14 protein-coding genes are annotated in these 16520 nt (G+C 73.1%); 6 read left to right on the forward strand and 8 right to left on the reverse strand.

Annotated elements, in window-relative coordinates:
• Positions 1–118 precede the first annotated feature (118 nt).
• Positions 119–634 carry a MarR family winged helix-turn-helix transcriptional regulator gene (locus tag ABEA93_RS27470; protein ID WP_345678485.1) on the forward strand — a complete coding sequence of 172 codons (516 nt, stop codon included), beginning with the start codon at positions 119–121 and terminating at the stop codon, positions 632–634.
• A gap of 52 nt (positions 635–686) precedes the next feature.
• Here ABEA93_RS27470 and ABEA93_RS27475 read toward each other — a convergent pair whose 3' ends face one another.
• Together ABEA93_RS27475 and dhaM are read right to left on the reverse strand one after the other, a co-directional pair.
• Complete coding sequence (locus ABEA93_RS27475; protein ID WP_345678486.1) at positions 687–1001, reverse strand: HPr family phosphocarrier protein; 315 nt, start codon at positions 999–1001, stop codon at positions 687–689.
• Positions 985–1377, reverse strand: coding sequence for a dihydroxyacetone kinase phosphoryl donor subunit DhaM (gene dhaM, locus ABEA93_RS27480; protein WP_345678487.1), 393 nt, complete (start codon positions 1375–1377; stop codon positions 985–987). Before dhaM ends, ABEA93_RS27475 begins: the two co-directional genes overlap by 17 nt.
• A 112-nt stretch (positions 1378–1489) precedes the next feature.
• Between dhaM and dhaK the strand changes: the two genes are divergently transcribed.
• Genes dhaK through ABEA93_RS27495 form a run of 3 tightly spaced genes read left to right on the forward strand, consistent with a single transcriptional unit; the run spans position 1490 to position 5252 of the window.
• Positions 1490–2479, forward strand: coding sequence for a dihydroxyacetone kinase subunit DhaK (gene dhaK, locus ABEA93_RS27485; RefSeq protein WP_345678488.1), 990 nt, complete (start codon positions 1490–1492; stop codon positions 2477–2479).
• 59 nt (positions 2480–2538) lie between these two features.
• On the forward strand, positions 2539–3147 hold the full coding sequence (gene dhaL, locus ABEA93_RS27490; protein WP_345678582.1) for a dihydroxyacetone kinase subunit DhaL: 609 nt from the start codon (positions 2539–2541) through the stop codon (positions 3145–3147).
• Positions 3144–5252 (forward strand): putative PEP-binding protein, encoded by a 2109-nt coding sequence (locus tag ABEA93_RS27495; protein ID WP_345678489.1) that lies wholly within the window; start codon positions 3144–3146, stop codon positions 5250–5252. The genes dhaL and ABEA93_RS27495 overlap by 4 nt, the downstream gene beginning before the upstream one ends.
• Before the next feature lie 157 nt (positions 5253–5409).
• Here the strand turns inward: ABEA93_RS27495 and ABEA93_RS27500 are convergent, their stop codons facing one another.
• Positions 5410–6453, reverse strand: coding sequence for a zinc-binding dehydrogenase (locus tag ABEA93_RS27500; protein WP_345678490.1), 1044 nt, complete (start codon positions 6451–6453; stop codon positions 5410–5412).
• Between the two features lie 160 nt (positions 6454–6613).
• On the opposite strand from ABEA93_RS27500, the gene ABEA93_RS27505 reads away from it, so the two are divergent.
• Complete coding sequence (locus ABEA93_RS27505) at positions 6614–7348, forward strand: acyltransferase (protein WP_345678491.1); 735 nt, start codon at positions 6614–6616, stop codon at positions 7346–7348.
• A 40-nt stretch (positions 7349–7388) separates the two neighbouring features.
• Here ABEA93_RS27505 and surE read toward each other — a convergent pair whose 3' ends face one another.
• From surE to ABEA93_RS27530, 5 genes are all read right to left on the reverse strand, one after another.
• Positions 7389–8339 (reverse strand): 5'/3'-nucleotidase SurE, encoded by a 951-nt coding sequence (surE, locus tag ABEA93_RS27510; RefSeq protein ID WP_345678492.1) that lies wholly within the window; start codon positions 8337–8339, stop codon positions 7389–7391.
• A 250-nt stretch (positions 8340–8589) separates the two neighbouring features.
• Positions 8590–9690, reverse strand: a complete 1101-nt coding sequence (locus ABEA93_RS27515) for an ADP-ribosylglycohydrolase family protein (RefSeq protein ID WP_345678493.1) — start codon at positions 9688–9690, stop codon at positions 8590–8592.
• Positions 9691–9802: 112 nt separating this feature from the next.
• Positions 9803–12352, reverse strand: a complete 2550-nt coding sequence (locus ABEA93_RS27520; protein ID WP_345678583.1) for a bifunctional FO biosynthesis protein CofGH — start codon at positions 12350–12352, stop codon at positions 9803–9805.
• A 252-nt stretch (positions 12353–12604) separates the two neighbouring features.
• A complete protein-coding gene (locus tag ABEA93_RS27525) occupies positions 12605–14362 on the reverse strand; it encodes an N-acyl-D-amino-acid deacylase family protein (RefSeq protein WP_345678494.1) in 1758 nt (585 codons plus the stop codon).
• A gap of 248 nt (positions 14363–14610) precedes the next feature.
• Positions 14611–15561, reverse strand: coding sequence for a TIGR03619 family F420-dependent LLM class oxidoreductase (locus ABEA93_RS27530; RefSeq protein WP_345678495.1), 951 nt, complete (start codon positions 15559–15561; stop codon positions 14611–14613).
• Positions 15562–15667: 106 nt separating this feature from the next.
• Between ABEA93_RS27530 and ABEA93_RS27535 the strand changes: the two genes are divergently transcribed.
• On the forward strand, positions 15668–16501 hold the full coding sequence (locus ABEA93_RS27535) for an enoyl-CoA hydratase/isomerase family protein (protein ID WP_345678496.1): 834 nt from the start codon (positions 15668–15670) through the stop codon (positions 16499–16501).
• Positions 16502–16520: the final 19 nt, after the last annotated feature.

Here is a 16520-nt window from a genome sequence, read left to right on the forward strand (position 1 = left end):
GCGGTCTTCGCACGTAGACTTCGCGGCACACCGGACGGCCGCGTACGGTGTCCCGGTCCCCACCGACCTTCCCGCGCCGCGTCCGCAGCCCGGGGCGGTCCCCGATCCGCATGCGGGAGTGAGCGTTCCCTTGCCGCCGGACGAGCAGAACACCCCCGACATGCTGGCCGCGCAGCGCCAGGTCCAGAGCGCGGTGGAGCGGCTGCTGCGCCTTCAGCAGAGCCGCAAGGTGCACGGGGAGCTGATGACGGCCGCCCGCGCGCAGATCTCCCAGCCCGCCGTGCTGCTGCTGTCCCGTCTGCAGACCGACGGCGGCCTGACCATCGGCGAACTCGCCCGGCGCACCCACATGGACATGTCGCTGGTCAGCCGCGAGCTGCGGAAGCTGGAGGCCGAGGCTCTGGTCACCCGCGCGACGGACGCCAACGACGGCCGGGTCACCCGGGTCGGGCTGACGCCGAAGGGCCGCGGCATCGTGCGGCGGCTGCGCAACGTGCGCGACCGGCACTTGTTCGAGGTGCTGTCGCACTGGTCGGCCGAGGAGCTGACCGCGCTGGGGTCGCTGATGGGGCGTTTCGTCGACGATTTGCAGGCGGTGCGCTACCGCGACGACGCGGAGGCCGAGGGCAAGTAGGCGGGTTGCCGGGCCGGCGCGGAGGGCGGACCGGCGTGTTCCCGGGCCGCGGTCACCCCGCCCTCTCGCCGCCTGCCCCCAGCAGCCCCGCCACCGCCCCGACCGCAGCCACCGCGTCCGGGCCTCGGCCGCGCACGGTCAGCGTCGTGCCCGCCCGGGCGGCGAGGCCGAGCACTTCGAGGACGCTCGCGGCGTGGGCGGTGCGGCCGTCCGGAGCGATCACCACGAGGTCCGCGCCGTACCCCGCCGCGGCGCGTACCAGGGCCGCCGCAGGGCGCGCGTGCAGGTCGGCGCCGAGCACCACCACGGCCTCGGCCGCCCCGTCCACCCCGGCCCCGGCATCCGCCGCCTCAGAACTTGCGGACATTGCGGGCCCCTTCGGCGGCCGCCACGACCGTCTCCAGGTTCGCGCCGGACGCGGCCGCCACGGCGGCGGCGACCGCGCCCTCGACGAACGGCGCGTCCGCCAGCCGCACGTGCCCCATCGGCTCCTCGTCGAGCAGCGCCTGCACGGTCAGCACCGCGCTGCCCAGGTCCGGGATCACCACCACGCCGCTGCCCTGGTCGGCGTCGAGCAGCGCGGCCCGCACCCGGTGCACCGACGTGCCCAGCCCGCCCACCTGGTCGCCCGCGGCGAGCGCCACCACGACCTCGTCGCCGCCCAGCTGCGCCAGCAGCTCGTGCACTCCCGCGGCGAGCGTGCCACTGTGCGAAACCAGGACGATTCCTACGAGATTGCCCATGATCGGGCATGCTACGAGAGATCACGGGCGGCGTCATGGCGCCGCGCATGCCGGGACACAACCGTCCGCGGATAAACGACCCGGACCGACGAGAGAAGGGCGAAGGAAGCCGGTGAAGAAGTTCCTGAACGCGCCGGAGACCGCCGTCGACGACGCCTTGGCCGGACTGGCCGCCGCGCACCCCGAGCTGGCCGTGGACCGCGCCCTGCGCGTCGTCGCGCGCGCGTCCGGCGCCCGGCCCGGCAAGGTCGGCCTGGTGTCCGGCGGCGGATCCGGGCACGAACCGCTGCACACCGGCTTCGTCGGCCCCGGCATGCTGGACGCGGCGTGCGCGGGTGAGATCTTCTCGTCGCCGACCCCGGACCGGATCCTCGCGGCGACCCGCGCGGCGGCGGCGGGCGCGGGCGTCGTGCACATCGTGAAGAACTACACAGGCGACAACCTCAACTTCGACATGGCCGCCGAACTCGCCCGCGAGGAAGGCATCGAGGTCGCGAAGGTGACGGTGGCCGACGACGTCGCCGTCGAGGACGCCGGCACCGCGGGCCGCCGCGGCACCGGTGCGGCGCTCATCGTCGAGAAGACCGCGGGAGCCCGCGCCGAGGAGGGCGCGGACCTGGCGGCGGTGGTCGCCGTGGCACGGCAGGCCGCCGAATCGTCGCGCTCGTACGCGGTCGCCCTCGCCGCGGGCACCGTCCCGACGACCGGCCGCCCGAGCTTCGAACTCCCCGACGGCCTGGTCGAATCCGGCGTCGGCATCCACGGCGAACCCGGCCGCGCCCGGGCGCCGCTGCGGCCCGCCCGCGACCTCGCCGCGGCGATCGCCGACGCCGTGCTCGCCGACCTGCCGCGCCGCAACGAACCGGTGATCGCCCTGGTCAACGGCCTGGGCGCGACCCCGCTGATGGAGTTGTACGTGGTTTACGGCCACGTCGCCGAGGAACTCGCCCACCGCGGTATCGCCATCGCACGCAACCTGGTCGGGACCTACGTGACCAGCCTCGACACGGCCGGCGTGTCGCTCACGCTGTGCCGCGCCGACCCGGCGCTCCTGCGGCTGTGGGACGCTCCCGTGCGCACCCCGGCATTGCGCTGGGGCTGAACGAGAACCGCCGGAGGACCACCGTGGGAGAACTCGACACCGCCGCCGTGCTGGTGTGGATGCACGCCGCCACCGCGGCCGTCGCCGCACACGAGGCCGAACTCACCGCTCTCGACACGGCGATCGGCGACGGCGACCACGGCACGAACCTGAGACGCGGCTTCGCGGCGGCCTCGCTCGCCGCCGAGGACGCCGCCGCGGCAGGCACCGACCCGGGCCCGTTCCTGATCGCCGTCGGCGGCGCGCTGATCTCCAGCGTGGGCGGCGCCGCGGGACCGCTGTACGGCACGGTGCTGCGGACCGCGGGCAAGGCCCTCGAGGGCCCGACGGCCGACACCGCGGCGCTGGCGGTGGCCCTCGGCGCCGGGCTGGACGCGCTGCGCCGTCTGGGCGGCGCGGAGGTCGGCGACAAGACGATGGTCGACGCCTTCGCCCCCGCGGTCGACGCCCTGCGCGCCGCGGGCGACCTCCCGCTGGCCGAGGCGGCCCGCCTGGCGGCCGACGCCGCCGAGGAGGGCATGCGCTCGACCACCCCGCTCCGGGCCCGCAAGGGCCGCGCGTCCTACCTCGGCGACCGCAGCATCGGCCACCAGGACCCGGGCGCGACCTCGACGGCATTGGTGTTCCGCGCGCTGGCCGAGTCCCTGACGACGACGGTGGCGACGTGAGGGGCGGGGAAGACGGGGGGAACGACCCGGAGGGGCGAGGGGGCTCGGCGGGCGCGGACCCGACGGACGCGGCGGAGGGAACCGCGGGCAAGGCCGGTCGCGGCGACCAGCGGGCACCGGCGGTCGCCGACCCGCACCGGCCGGACGGCGCGGAAGGCGCGGAAGGCGCGCCGGAACGCGTGGCCGAGGGGCACGCCGCGCGCGCCGAACGTACGGGTCCGGGCGCGGGCGGCGGCCGCGGAAACGCGGTCCCCGGCGGGTTGTCCGCCGGCGACTCCCCGGCGCGCGGCCCGATCACTGCCGGGTCGTCGGCCGTCGCGGGGATCGCGGCAGCACCCGGCGTGGCCGTGGGGTGGGCGATGTCGGTGGACCGGTCCGGTCCGGACTCGCCGCACGCGGCCTCCCGCACCTGTGCGGCAGCGCCCGCGGACCGAACCGACCCCGCCGGCAGCACGCACGCCCGCCCGGACACCACCGCGTCGGCCACCGAGCCCCCGGCAGGCCACCCGTCCCCGCCCGCCGCCGGTCCCACTCCCGCCGTGCCCGACCCCGACACCCGCTCGGCAGCCGAGCGGGTGTCCCACACACCCGACGGCGGCCCCGCCCCGTCCCCCCGCTCCTCCGTCCCCACCGTCCCAACTGCCGCCGAAGCACTCCAAGCCGTCGCCACCGAGCTGTCGGCCTTGGCCGAACACCTCCGCGCCGACGGCCAGTCCGCCGAGTCCGACATCGTCGCCGTCACCGCGCTCATCGCCACCGATCCCGCGCTGCGCGCCCTCGCCGAGGACCTGGCCGACGGTGGCCTCACCCCCGCCGAAGCCGTCGTCGCGGCGGCGAACCGGCACGCCGACGCGCTCGCCGCGCTGGGGGATCCGCTGTTCGCCGACCGGGCCGCCGATGTGCGGCATATCGGGCGTCGCACAGCCGCAATTCTGGCCGGAAACGATCGCCGCGAGCCCGTCGGCGACCTCGTCCTGCTCGGCGACGAACTCGCCGCCGCCGACCTCCTCGCACCCGGCCGCTCCCCCGTCGCCGCCGTCTCGGCGCGCGGCGGGCCTACCGGGCATCTCGCTGTGGTAGCACGCTCGTTGGGGATCCCTCTGGTGCTCGGCATCGCGCCGGAGGTCCTCCGTGGCGCGGACGGGCACCGGGTGCTCGTGGACGGCGGCCGCGGGTCGATCGCCGTGGACCCCGATGTCGCGGACATCGCGCCGCAGTTCCCGGTCCCCGACGAGAGCCCGCACCCGCTCCCGCCCCGGGCCACCCGCACCCGCGACGGGCAGCGCATCCGCGTGGGCGCCAACATCGGCAGTCACCGCGAGGCGCTCGCCGCCCGGCAGCACGGGGCCGAGTACGTCGGCCTGCTGCGTACCGAACTCCCGTTCCTCGGCGCCGACCACTGGCCCGATGCCGACGAACACACCGCCGCGCTGGTGCCGTTGCTGCGCGACGGCCCCGCCGGACCGGCCGTCGTGCGCACCCTCGACTTCGCCGCGGACAAACGCCCTGCCTTCGCCGCCGACGACCCGGCGGCCTGCCGATCGGACGACGTGCTGCGTGCCCAGTTCGCGGGGATCCTCGCCGCCGCGGCGACGACCGCCCACCCGGTGCACATCCTGCTGCCGATGGTCGCCGACGCGGTGGAATTCGCGCACTGCCGCCGCCTGCTCGCCGACGCCTGCCGCGCCGCGGGGACCCGGGAGCCGCCGCTCGGCGCGATGGTCGAGCGGGAGAGCGCCGTCGCCGACGCGGAAGCCCTCGCTGCGGCCGCCGACTTCCTGTCCGTCGGCACCAACGACCTGACCCCGGCGCTGGTCGGCCTGCCGCGCCACGATCCGCGGCTCGTCCCCGCCATGGCGGGGACGCCGACCGTGCTGCGCGCCCTCCAGCGCGTCGTCGCCGCCGGGCACGCGCACGACCGGACAGTGTCCGTGTGCGGGGACGCGGCCGCCGACCCGAGCGTGCTGCCGCTGCTCGTCGGGCTCGGCGTGGACGCCGTCTCCGTCGCCCCGCCCGCTCTCGCCGCGGTACGTGCCCAGATCGCCGGACTCGACGTCACCCGCTGCACGGAATCGGCCCGCCGCCGCCTCGCCGCAGACCACTGACCGCGCCGCACGCCCCGGCAGGACGCGCTCGCGCGGGCAGCTGTCGGACCAGCGCCCCCGATCAGGTCGACGGTCCTTGGCCCGGCCGGGGTCGGGCGAGTCCGGGCCGCCGGACGCACCGGCCGATCGCGAGCCCGCTCGTCCCCTTCCCCGGGGCTTACCGCGTCGGGTCGAACAGCACCTTCAGGCAGCCGTCGGTCCGGTCCGCGAACGCCTCATAGCCCGACGCGGCCTCGGTCAGCGGCAGGCGGTGGGTGAACACGTCGACCGGCTTGAGGCGGCCGTAGCGGATCAGCGGGATCAGCTCCGGCCACGTGGCGGCGACCGGGGCGGTCGTGAAGCGCAGCGTGACGTTGCGGATCAGCAGCAGCGGCGCGGCGATCGGGAAGGCGAAGTTGGCGTTGACGCCGACCACGGAGACCGTGTGCGAGGTCCGCACCGCGTTGATCGCGGCGGTCATGGTGGCGTCGTGGCCGACCGCTTCGATGACCGAGTCCGCCCCCAGGCCGCCGGTCAGCGCGAGGACCTGCTGGGCGATGTCGCCCTTCGACGCGTCGATCGGCTCCGCGCCGAGCGCCTCGGCCATCGCGAGGCGCTCCGGGACGCGGTCCGCGGCCAGCACCCGGCCGGCGCCGAGCACCTGCGCGGACTGCAGCGCGTACAGGCCGACCGGGCCGAGGCCGATCACGAGCACGGTCGCGCCGGGGCGGATGTCGGCGCGGGACGCGGCCGTCCAGCCGGTCGGCAGCGCGTCGGTGAGCAGCACGGCGTTGTCGACCGAGATGTCGTCCGGGATCGGCATGAGCGCCATGTCCGCGACCGGGATCTCCACCGCCTCGGCGTGCCCGCCGGGCAGGTCGGGGCCGCTGCCGAGGACCCGCAGGCCGCCGCCGGTGCAGTCGATGCCGTTGCCCGCGTGGCAGCCCGCGCACTTGCCGCAGCCGAACACCGGCGAGACCAGCACCCGGTCGCCGGCCTTGACGCGGGAGACCGCGCTGCCGGTCTCCAGCACGGTGCCGACCACCTCGTGCCCGGGGCGCAGCCCGCTGACCGCGAAGTCGCCTTCGTAGAAGTGCAGGTCGGAGCCGCACAGCGCACTCGCGGTGACCTGCACGATCGCGCCGTCCGGGCCGCTGAGGACCGGATCGTCGACCTTCTCGACGCTGACGTCGCGAGTACCGTTGATGACGACAGCGCGCATGGGCCGTCCCTCCCGAAAACCGTCCCGAAATCCGTGCAGTAACACTGTTACAGAGCTGCTCGTGAATCTAACCCACCGCCCGCTCCGATGGCAGGGCCGCGGCGTGACCTTCGTCCCACCCGCGGCCGCCCGGTACGGCGCGATCGCTAGCGTGTCGGCCATGTCGATCGCTCACGCGCTGCGGGCCCGCGGCCGCCGGGCGTTGTCGAAGGCCGTGCACCGGGTCTGGCAGGCCGTCCAGAAGGCGGGTGCGGTCACCCCCGAGACCCCCGGGCTCCTCGACTTCGCGGCCCTCGGGCCCAAGAGCAAGCTGATGTTCCCGACCGGCACGATCTTCGGCGAACGCAACATCCGCATCGGCGCGGACTGCGGCATCGGCGACCACGTGAGCCTGTCCGCGGGCCTCGCCCCCGGGCACGACCTCGGCAGCCGCCCGATCGTCACCATCGGCGACCGCTGCACGATCGGCCGCGGCAGCCACATCGTCGGCCACCACTCCATCTCCATCGGCGACGACGTGTGGACCGGGCCGTACGTCTACATCACGGACCAGAACCACAGCTACGCCGACCCGGACCGCCCGATCGGCCTGCAGTGGCCGGTCAACGACGCGGTCGTGATCGGCGACGGCAGCTGGCTCGGCGCCGGCGCCATCGTGCTGCCCGGCGCCAAGCTCGGCCGCAACGTCGTGGTCGCCGCCGGGTCGGTGGTCCGCGGCACCATCCCCGACCACAGCGTGATCGCGGGCGTCCCGGCGAAGATCGTCCGCCGCTACGACCCGGCCACCGGCTGGGATCCGCCGCTGCGCAGCGTGCCCGTGGAAATCCCCGAGGGCATGACGCACGAGCAACTCGTGGCGCTCATCGACGAGATGGAGAGCCGCGCGGCGGACTGACCGCCGCGCGGCACACCGTCGCGGGCCTGAGGCGCTGGTGTTACGCGGTCAGACCGCTCAGCCGCAGCCGCAGGCTGAGGTTGTCGAGGATCGAGACGACCTGGCCGAGCGCCCAGCCGGGCGTGGTCCAGTCGCCGTCCAGCAGCGACAGCGAGACGCTGCCGTTCGCCAGCGCGGTGGTGTCCGCGTTGCCGACCGGCTCGCTCTGGTCCGGGTTGAGGCCCAGACCGATGCGGTAGCAGGTGGCGCACTGGTCGGGCGCCGGCACGTACTGCGTCTCGACGGCCTGCGCGCGGCCGACGTTGGTCAGCGCGACCTTGCCGGTCGGGCGCACCGGGTAGTTCGCGTTGATGGTGGCGTGGCCGGGCATCAGCCCGCCCTTCGCCGGCGCGGTGGCGACGAGGCGCTCGACGAGCTTGACGGTGAACCCGACGGCCTGCGGGATCTGCGGGAACGGGTTCTTCGGGTTCGTCACGTCGTATTCGGCGCTCACCGCGATCGACGGGACGCCGAACTCGGCCGCGGTGATCGCCGCGCCGACCGTCCCCGAGTGGTTCGTGGTCGCCGCGATGTTCTGGCCCGCGTTGATGCCGGTGATCACCAGGTCCGGCTTCTTGCCCGCGAACACGTTCTTCAGGCCGAAGCCGACCGAGTCGGCCGGGGTGCCCTCGACCGACCAGATGCCCGGCTCGGTCTGCTGGGCCTTGAACACCGCACCCGGCGAGGCGTTGATGCCGGTGCCCTTGCCGGACTGGTCGGTCGCCGGGGCGACGATGACCGCGTTGTGGCCCGCGGCCTTGAGCGCGCCCTGCAGCGCGCGGATGAACGGGAACTGGTACCCGTCGTCGTTGCTGAGCATGATGTCGAGCCGCTTCGGCGGCGCCGCGGCGCCGGCCGCCGCGGCCGCGGTCGGGGCGGCGGTGCCCGCCACCGCGGCGCCGACGGCGAGAGCCGCCAGGAACCTTCTGGCTCGCGTACCGATCCGTGCCATCTTTCCTGCCTCCAAGAAACCAAAAGAATCCGGGCCGGACACGACATCCGGCCTGGTCTTCGTGGTGCGGCGGCAACCCGGTGGACGGTACGGGCAGCGCAGAAGAGCGCGTGCGAAATCCCCCATGCGGTCGGCTGACGAAGAACCGACCAGTGGCAAGGGAAAATAGGGTCAGGGCGCGGACAAATCAATGGTTCGCGCACGGGAGTTCACGCGGAACCCGATCCGCATGCGGCGCGGGCGCCGCCGGTCAGGCCGCGGGATACCGCTTCGCCCAGTGCGTCTCCGGCCCGTCGGCGCCGTGCAGGGCCGCCGCCTGGGTCATCTCCATCGCGAAATCGTCGGCCAACTGCAGGATCGTGCCCCGGCCTTCGAGTTCGGCGACCAAGTCGGCGGGCAGCGCCGTCTCGCCGTGCATGGCGCCGAGCAGGTTGCCGCAGATCGAGCCGGTCGAGTCGCTGTCGCCAGAGTGGTTGACCGCCAGCAGCAGCCCGGAACGCACGTCGGGCGCGACCAGCGCGCAGTACAGGCCGATGGCCAGCGCCTCTTCGGCGGTCCAGCCCTGGCCGAGCTCCTCGACGCGGCCGGAGTCCGGCGTACCCGCGCGCACCATGCGCAAAGCCGCCTCGACCGCGGCGACGGTCTCCTCGTGCCCGTCGTACGCCGCCGTGAGTTCCAGGGCCTGCTGCACGCCCTGCTCGACGGTGGCGCCCTGCATGACCGCGTGCACGACCACCGCGAACACCCCGGCGGACAGGTAGCCGGTCGGGTGGCCGTGCGTCAACACCGCGCACTCCACCGCGAGTTGGAAGACCAGCTCGGGGTTCCAGCCGACCAGCAGGCCGAACGGCGCGGACCGCATGACCGCGCCGCAGCCCTTGGAGTCGACGTTCTTGGGCTTGTCGAGCGTGCCCATCACCCCGTCGTCGAGGCCGCGCAGGCAGGCGTGGCCCGGCGCGCGGGAGCTGTAGAGCCACTCCTCGCGCACCAACCAGCCCTCGTCGCGGCGCTCGTCGGGGCCCCACTCGCTCTGCGTCGCCTTCCAGCGCAGATACGCCCGGTGCACGTCGGTCGGCGGATGCCAGGTCCCTTCGTCCCGCCGGACGTGCGCGCGTATCAGCCCCTCGACGGTGAACAGCGTCATCTGGGTGTCGTCGGTGATCGCCCCGCGCCGGTGGTACGCGGTGACGAACCCGGTGACGCCCTCGGCCCCGTGCTGCGCGCGTATCTCGTCGAGGGCGAGGAACTCGATGCCCGCGCCGAGCGCGTCGCCGACCGCCCCGCCGACCAGGCAGCCGCGGACGCGGCTGCGGAAGTCCTGCTGCTGTTCCCGCGACCACAGCGCGGCCATGCGTGTCCCCCCTGCTCCGGCAGTACGGTGCCCCGCGTCGGCAGCGTACCCACACGGGAGCCGCTGCCGTCCGCTTACTGACGATCTGTCAGGTTCGGCTTCCGGATCCCGGTCAGCCGAGGATCGGCAGCATGATCTTCTCCACCTCGTCGTCGTGCCGCCGGGCCACTTCCCGCCGCTCTTCGCCGACCTCGCCGTACGTCGTGGTGCGCTGGCGCGCCCGGCGGCCGAGCGAGGCCGCCATCGACTCGAGTTCGGCGATCGACTTGCGCGACCCGTTGTCCGCGCCGGCCATGCGGGAGATCGTCTCCTCCATGAGCGTGCCGCCCATGTCGTTGGCGCCGCCTTCGAGCATCAGGTTCGTGCCGTCGACCCCGAGCTTGACCCAGCTCGTCTGGATGTTGGAGATCTTGCCGTGCAGCAGGATCCGCGCCATGGCGTGCACGGCGCGGTTGTCGCGCAGCGTCGGGCCCGGACGGGCGATGCCCGCCAGGTAGACCGGCGCGTTGGTGTGCACGAACGGCAGCGTCACGAACTCCGTGAAGCCACCGGTCCGGTCCTGGATGCGGCCGAGCAGGCGCAGGTGGGCGAGCCAGTGCGCGGGCGTGTCGACGTGGCCGTACATCATCGTCGAGCTGGAACGGATCCCCAGCTCGTGGGCGGTGCTGACGACCTCGACCCAGGTGGCCGCGGGCAGCTTGCCCTTGGTGAGGATCCACCGCACGTCGTCGTCGAGGATCTCCGCCGCGGTGCCCGGGATCGTGTCGAGTCCCGCTTCCTTCGCGGCCTGCAGCCACTCGCGGATCGAAAGGCCGGTGCGGGTCGCGCCGTTCACGACCTCCATCGGCGAGAACGCGTGCACGTGCATCTCCGGCACGCGCTTCTTCACCTCGCGCGCGATGTCGAAGTACGCGGTGCCCGGCAGGTCGGGATGGATGCCGCCCTGCATGCACACCTCGGTCGCGCCGACCGCCCACGCCTGCTCGGCGCGCTCGCCGACCTGGTCGAGGGACAGCGTGTAGGCGTCGGCGTCGGTGCGGCGCTGCGCGAAGGCGCAGAACCGGCAGCCGGTGTAGCAGACGTTGGTGAAGTTGATGTTCCGGTTGACGATGTACGTGATGTCGTCGCCGACCGCCTCGCGCCGCAAATCGTCGGCGATCCGTGCGAGTTCGTCCATGGCCGGGCCGTCCGCGTGGAACAGCGCGAGCGCCTGGTCGTCGGTGAGCAGCGTGGGGTCGGCGGCGGCCTGCGCGAGCGCGGCCTTGACGTCGCCGTCGATGCGCTCGGGCGCCTTGCCGTCGCGGCCGTAGACGGCCTGGCCGCGCAGTTCGTCCCAGTCGCCGTAGACCTCGTCGAAGTCGTCGCGGCGGTCGGAGGTGCGGCCGGTGGTGTCGATGGTGACGTGCAGGTCGGTGCGGCCGGAGGCGGTGAACACGTCCTCGGGCTCCTGCCACGGCAGGCCTTCGGGGTTGCGGCCCTCGACGGCCAGGCCGTCGGCGTCGGCCAGCGCACGCACGTGCGGGATGACCCGCGGGTCCAGCCACGGCTCGCCGCGCTGGATGAACTCCGGGTAGATCGTCAGGCGTTCGCGCAGCGTGAAGCCGGATTCCGCGGTCTTCTCGGCGAGTTCGTCGATGTGCGGCCACGGGCGCTCGGGGTTGACGTGGTCCGGGGTGAGCGGCGAGACGCCGCCCCAGTCGTCGATGCCGGCCCGGATCATCAGCGCGAACTCGTCGCCGACCAGGTTCGGCGGGGCCTGCACGCGCGCCTTCGGGCCGAGCACGATGCGGGTGACCGCGATCGCCGCGGCGAGTTCCTGGAGGTCCGCGTCGGCGACCGACCGCATCGCGGTGTCCGGCTTGGCGCGGAAGTTCTGCACGATGACTTCCTGGATGCCGCCGTACTGGCGGTGCACCTTGCGCAGCGCGAAGACCGATTCGGCGCGCTCGGCCATCGTCTCGCCGATGCCGATGAGGATGCCGGTGGTGAACGGGACGTTGGACCGCCCCGCGTCCTCCAGCACCCGCAGCCGCACGGCGGGTTCCTTGTCCGGCGAGCCGTGGTGCGGGCCGCCCGGCTCGGACCACAGCCGCGTCGCGGTGGTCTCCAGCATCATGCCCATCGACGGGCTGACCGGCTTGAGCCGCTGCAGGTCGGTCCACGACAGCACGCCCGGGTTGAGGTGCGGCAGGAGGCCGGTCTCCTCGAGGACGCGGATCGCCATCGCGCGGACGTACGAGAGCGTGTCGTCGTAGCCGTGCGCGTCGAGCCACTCGCGGGCCTCCGGCCAGCGGTCCTCGGGCCGGTCGCCGAGCGTGAAGAGGGCTTCCTTGCAGCCCATCGCGGCGCCCTCGCGGGCGATCTTCAGCACCTCGTCGGGGGTGAGGAACAGCGAATGCCCGTCGCGCTTCAGCTTGCCGGGGACGGTCACGAACGTGCAGTAGTGGCACTTGTCGCGGCACAGGCGCGTCAGCGGAATGAACACCTTGCGGGAGTACGTGATGACCCCCGCCCGCCCGACCGCGTCCAGACCGGCGTCCCGCACCCGCGCCGCCGACCCGCACAGGTCGTCGAGGTCGGCGCCCTTCGCGTGCAGCAGCACCTCGGCTTCGGCGGCGTCCAGCATGACCCCGTCACGGGCACGGCGCAGGGCGCGCCGCATCGCGTTCTCGGTCGGAGTCTGGGTCATGCGACACCCCTCGCTGTCGTGCTGGTTTTCCCGGTCTGTCCAGGGCAATTGGGCCGTGAACAGACCAACTGTAGGCGCGCATGTTCGAAGGTTTCTTTACTCGTGTCGCACATCACGCGGGGGCGGATCCGGCATGCCGAAGGCCCGGCCGCACGGGGCGGCCGGGCCTTCGGATGGTGCCGGGTCATACGGTGTCGTGCGGGGTGGCGCGCCGGGCGCCGGGGGTCACTTGGCGATCGCCGGACCGAAGGTCACCGAGTCGGGGGTGACCGTCACGGTGTCCTTGCCGGAGCGCAGGACGCTGCCCGCGAGGGAGCCGGTGACCTGGCCGTCGCGCACCGTCTCGACGCCGTTGACGCGGACCGACACGATGCCCTCGGACTCCGAGGTCAGGCGGGCGCTGTCGCCGGGCAGGTCGTTGACCATGCGGGCGTTGGCCGAGTTGACCGTCTGCGGGTCGAACAGCACCAGGTCGGCGTGGAAGCCCTCGGTGATGCGGCCGCGCTCCTTGAGCCCGAACAGCTTCGCCGGGTCGCTGGTGAGCATCTGCACCGCGCGCTCCAGCGAGACCAGCTTGCGGCCGCGCAGCGTGTCGCCGAGGAAGCGGGTGGTGTAGGTGGCGCCGCACATGCGGTCGAGGTGCGCGCCGGCGTCCGAGCCGCCGAGGATGACGTGCTCGCTCTCCCACACCTCCTGGCGCAGGTCCCACGACGCCTGGTCGTTGTCGGTCGGCATCGGCCACAGCACGGTGCGCAGGTCGTCGGCGGCGCAGATCTCGACCAGCGCCTCGAAGTCCTCCTGGCCGCGTTCGGCGGCGATGTCCGCGACCTTGCGGCCGGACAGGCCCTTGTTGGCGTCGCTGTAGGTGTCGCCGATGACGTAGCGGCCGAAGTCCACGAGGCGGCGGAAGACGCCCGCCTCCGGGCTGTTGGCGCTGTGCAGGAGATCGGCGCGGGTCTCCGGGTCGCGCAGCTTGGCGATGCGCTCCGGGACCGGCAGCGACAGGATCTTGCCCCAGGCGCCGGGCAGCAGGTTGAGCGCGCAGTAGGTGAGGAGCGACATGTTCATCGGCACCAGCACCGGGAGGGTGAGGATGACGATCTTGCCGCCGGCTTCCGCGGCCTTCTCGGACGCGTAGATCTGGCGCGGGACGCGGTCCGGGTCGGCGGAGTCGACCGTGAGCACGTTCCAGTTCATCGGCCGGTTCGCGGTGACGGTCATCTGCGTGAGCAGGTCGATTTCGTCGTCGCTGAACTTGTCGAGGCAGCCGGCGACGATGACCTCGAGCTGGGTGCCCTCGTGGCGGCCGACCTCGGCGCAGAGCGCGATGACCTCTTCGGGGCTGGCGTGCCGGGAGGGGACGGGGTTGCCGTCGCCGTCGGTGTGGTTCGAGCGGCCGGTGGAGAAGCCGATCGCGCCGGCCTCCATGGCCTTCTTCAGCTCGGCGACCATCGCCTCGACCTGCTCGGGCGTGGCTTCCTTGCCGAAGTCGGCGCCCATGACGTAGCGGCGGATCGCGCAGTGGCCGGCCATGAAGGCGGCGTTGACGCCGATGTTGCCTTCGAGCTTGCCGAGGAACTCGGCGAAGGTCTCCCAGGACCAGTCGATGCCGTTCTCCAGGGCCGGCAGCGCCATGCCCTCGACCTTGGCCATCATGCGGCGGGTGTAGTCGGCGTCCTCGGCCTTGATGGGGGCGAGGGTGAAGCCGCAGTTGCCGCCGACGATGGTGGTCACACCGTGGTTGACGGACGGCGTGGCGTAGCCGTCCCAGTGCAGCTGGGCGTCGTAGTGCGTGTGAGGGTCGATGAACCCGGGGGCCAGGACCAGGCCGGAGGCGTCCTCGGTGGACGCGGCTTCCTCGGTGATGCTGCCGGCCGGGCCGACGGCCACGATGCGGCCGTCGCGGATCCCCACGTCACCCCGGAAGGAAGGCGCGCCCGTTCCGTCGACGACGGTTGCTCCGGTGATGAGGTGGTCGAGCATGACCGGGACTCCCTACTTCTAGGTGCCTGCGTTGCCTGTGCCGCGGGTGTTCCCCGAGGCTCGGGGCACCGCACCGCGATTTCCTGATGGTACGTCAGATTTCGGTTTTGGCGAGGGTTCGGGAACCGTGAGTTCAGCCTCACCAAGCCTTGCCTAAGTGCGCCGGTGCACCCCGGAACGCGCCCGTCCGGTCGTCACGTGTCGACCGGACGGGCGGTATACCGCGTGGTGGCGGTAGTGCGTTCGGGCTACTTGTTCAGCAGCGGGGCGACCTGCGTGGAGAACGCCTCGATCTGGTCGGTCAGCTCGTTCAGGTTCCGGCTGCGGAAGCGGATCTGGATCTGGTTGGCGCCCTGGTCCCCGTACCAACGCAGCGACTCGGCGAGCTGTTCCGGGCCGCCCGCGAGGGTGTTCTTGCCGACCTCCCAGTCCGGGGTGCCGACGTACAGCGTCTCGGTGATGGCGCCGATGTCCATGGGCTCGTCGCCGCGGCCGCACTCCTCGCGCAGCCGGCGCAGCTCGGCGACCTGGACCGGGAACGTCTCGCGGGGGCTGCCCTGCGGGAGCCAGCCGTCGGCGTACTTCGCGACGCGCTTGAGCGCGGCGCCGGCCGAGCCGCCGATCCAGATCGGCGGGCGGGGGCCCTGCACCGGACGGGGGCGCTGGCCCATGTCCCGCACGTTGTAGCGCTTGCCCTCGAAGGTGGTGAACTCTTCGCGCAGCGCGAGGTCGAGCAGTTCCAGCGCCTCGTTGAGGGCGGCGCCGCGGTCCTTGAAGTCCAGGCCGAACATCTCGAACTCGGCCTCGACGTGCCCGGCGCCCGCGCCGATGATCGCGCGGCCCTTGGAAATGACGTCCAGGGTCGCGAACGCCTTCGCGGTCATCATCGGGTGGCGGTACGCGAGCACGGCCACGTGGCTGACGAGGCGCACGTTGTCCGTGACGGCGGCGAGCCAGCCGAGGGTGGTCATGGTGTCCCACCACTCGGTGCCCATCATCGGGGCGTGGCTGCGCGGGATCGCGGTGTGGTCGCAGACCGCGATGTAGGCGAACCCGCCGCGGTCGCAGGCGCGGGCGATGGCGGCCAGCTCGTCGGGGCCGGCGGTCTCCTCCCAGGACTCCGCGTAGAGCTTGCTCTGCGACTGGATCGGGAGCTGCATCCCGTAGTGCAGGACTCCGGGGGGCAGGATCGCGGCCATCGGGGACTCCCTCGTCTCACCTTGTGTCATCTCAAGACCGGTCACATACTCCGATCTAACGCACCGTCAGACAAGACCGATGGGGCGGCCGACGAGGGGATACGACGTGATCAACACCACCGACCCGACCATCGCACCCGGCGAGGAGCGGATGCGGCTCGACGTCGAGGACGGAATCGGCGTGCTCACCCTGTGCCGCCCCGACAAACTCAACGGATGGAGCTGGGAGTCGTCCCGCCAGCTCGGCATCATGGCCGAGCGGATCCGCTTCGACGACGCCATCCGCGTCGTCCTGCTGCGCGCCGAGGGCCGCGCCTTCTGCGCCGGAATCGACGTCACCGCCCCCGGCGGCAACATCAGCGGCCGCTCCGGCGCCGAGCGCACCCGCAACTACTACGAGGGCCTGCGCTGGATGCACGAGCGCTTCCGCAACTTCGCCCGCCTCCCCCAGCCCGTGGTGGCCGCCGTCCAGGGCTACGCCCTCGGCTTCGGGTTCGAACTGGCCCTGCTCGCCGACATCCGCATCGCCGCGGACAATGCGGTCTTCGCCCTTCCGGAAGCCCAGCTCGGCGTCGCCGTCGACGCGGGCGGCGACATGCGCATCGCCCGCGAGGCGGGCGCGGGCTGGGCCAAGTACCTCGCCCTGACCGGCCGCCGCATCGACGCCGCCACGGCGGAACGCCTCAACCTCGTCCAGCAGCTGGTCCCGGTCGACGACCTCGACAAGACCGCCCGGTCGATCGCCGCGGACATCGCCGCCAACGCCCCGCTCGCCGTCCAGGGCATCAAGCGCTCCGTGGACTCCTACGCCGACGCCGCCCTGGACACGGCCCTCGCCCAGACCGCCCTGACCGCGGCCGTGACGCTGGCCTCCGAGGACATCACCGAGGGCTACAGCGCCAAGGCCGCGAAGCGTTCGGCGCTGTTCGAGGGGAAGTAGCGCCGCAGGGAGGGCTGCG

The sequence above is a fragment of the Yinghuangia aomiensis genome (assembly GCF_039542225.1).
GTDB classification, from domain to species: Bacteria; Actinomycetota; Actinomycetes; order Streptomycetales; family Streptomycetaceae; genus Yinghuangia; species Yinghuangia aomiensis.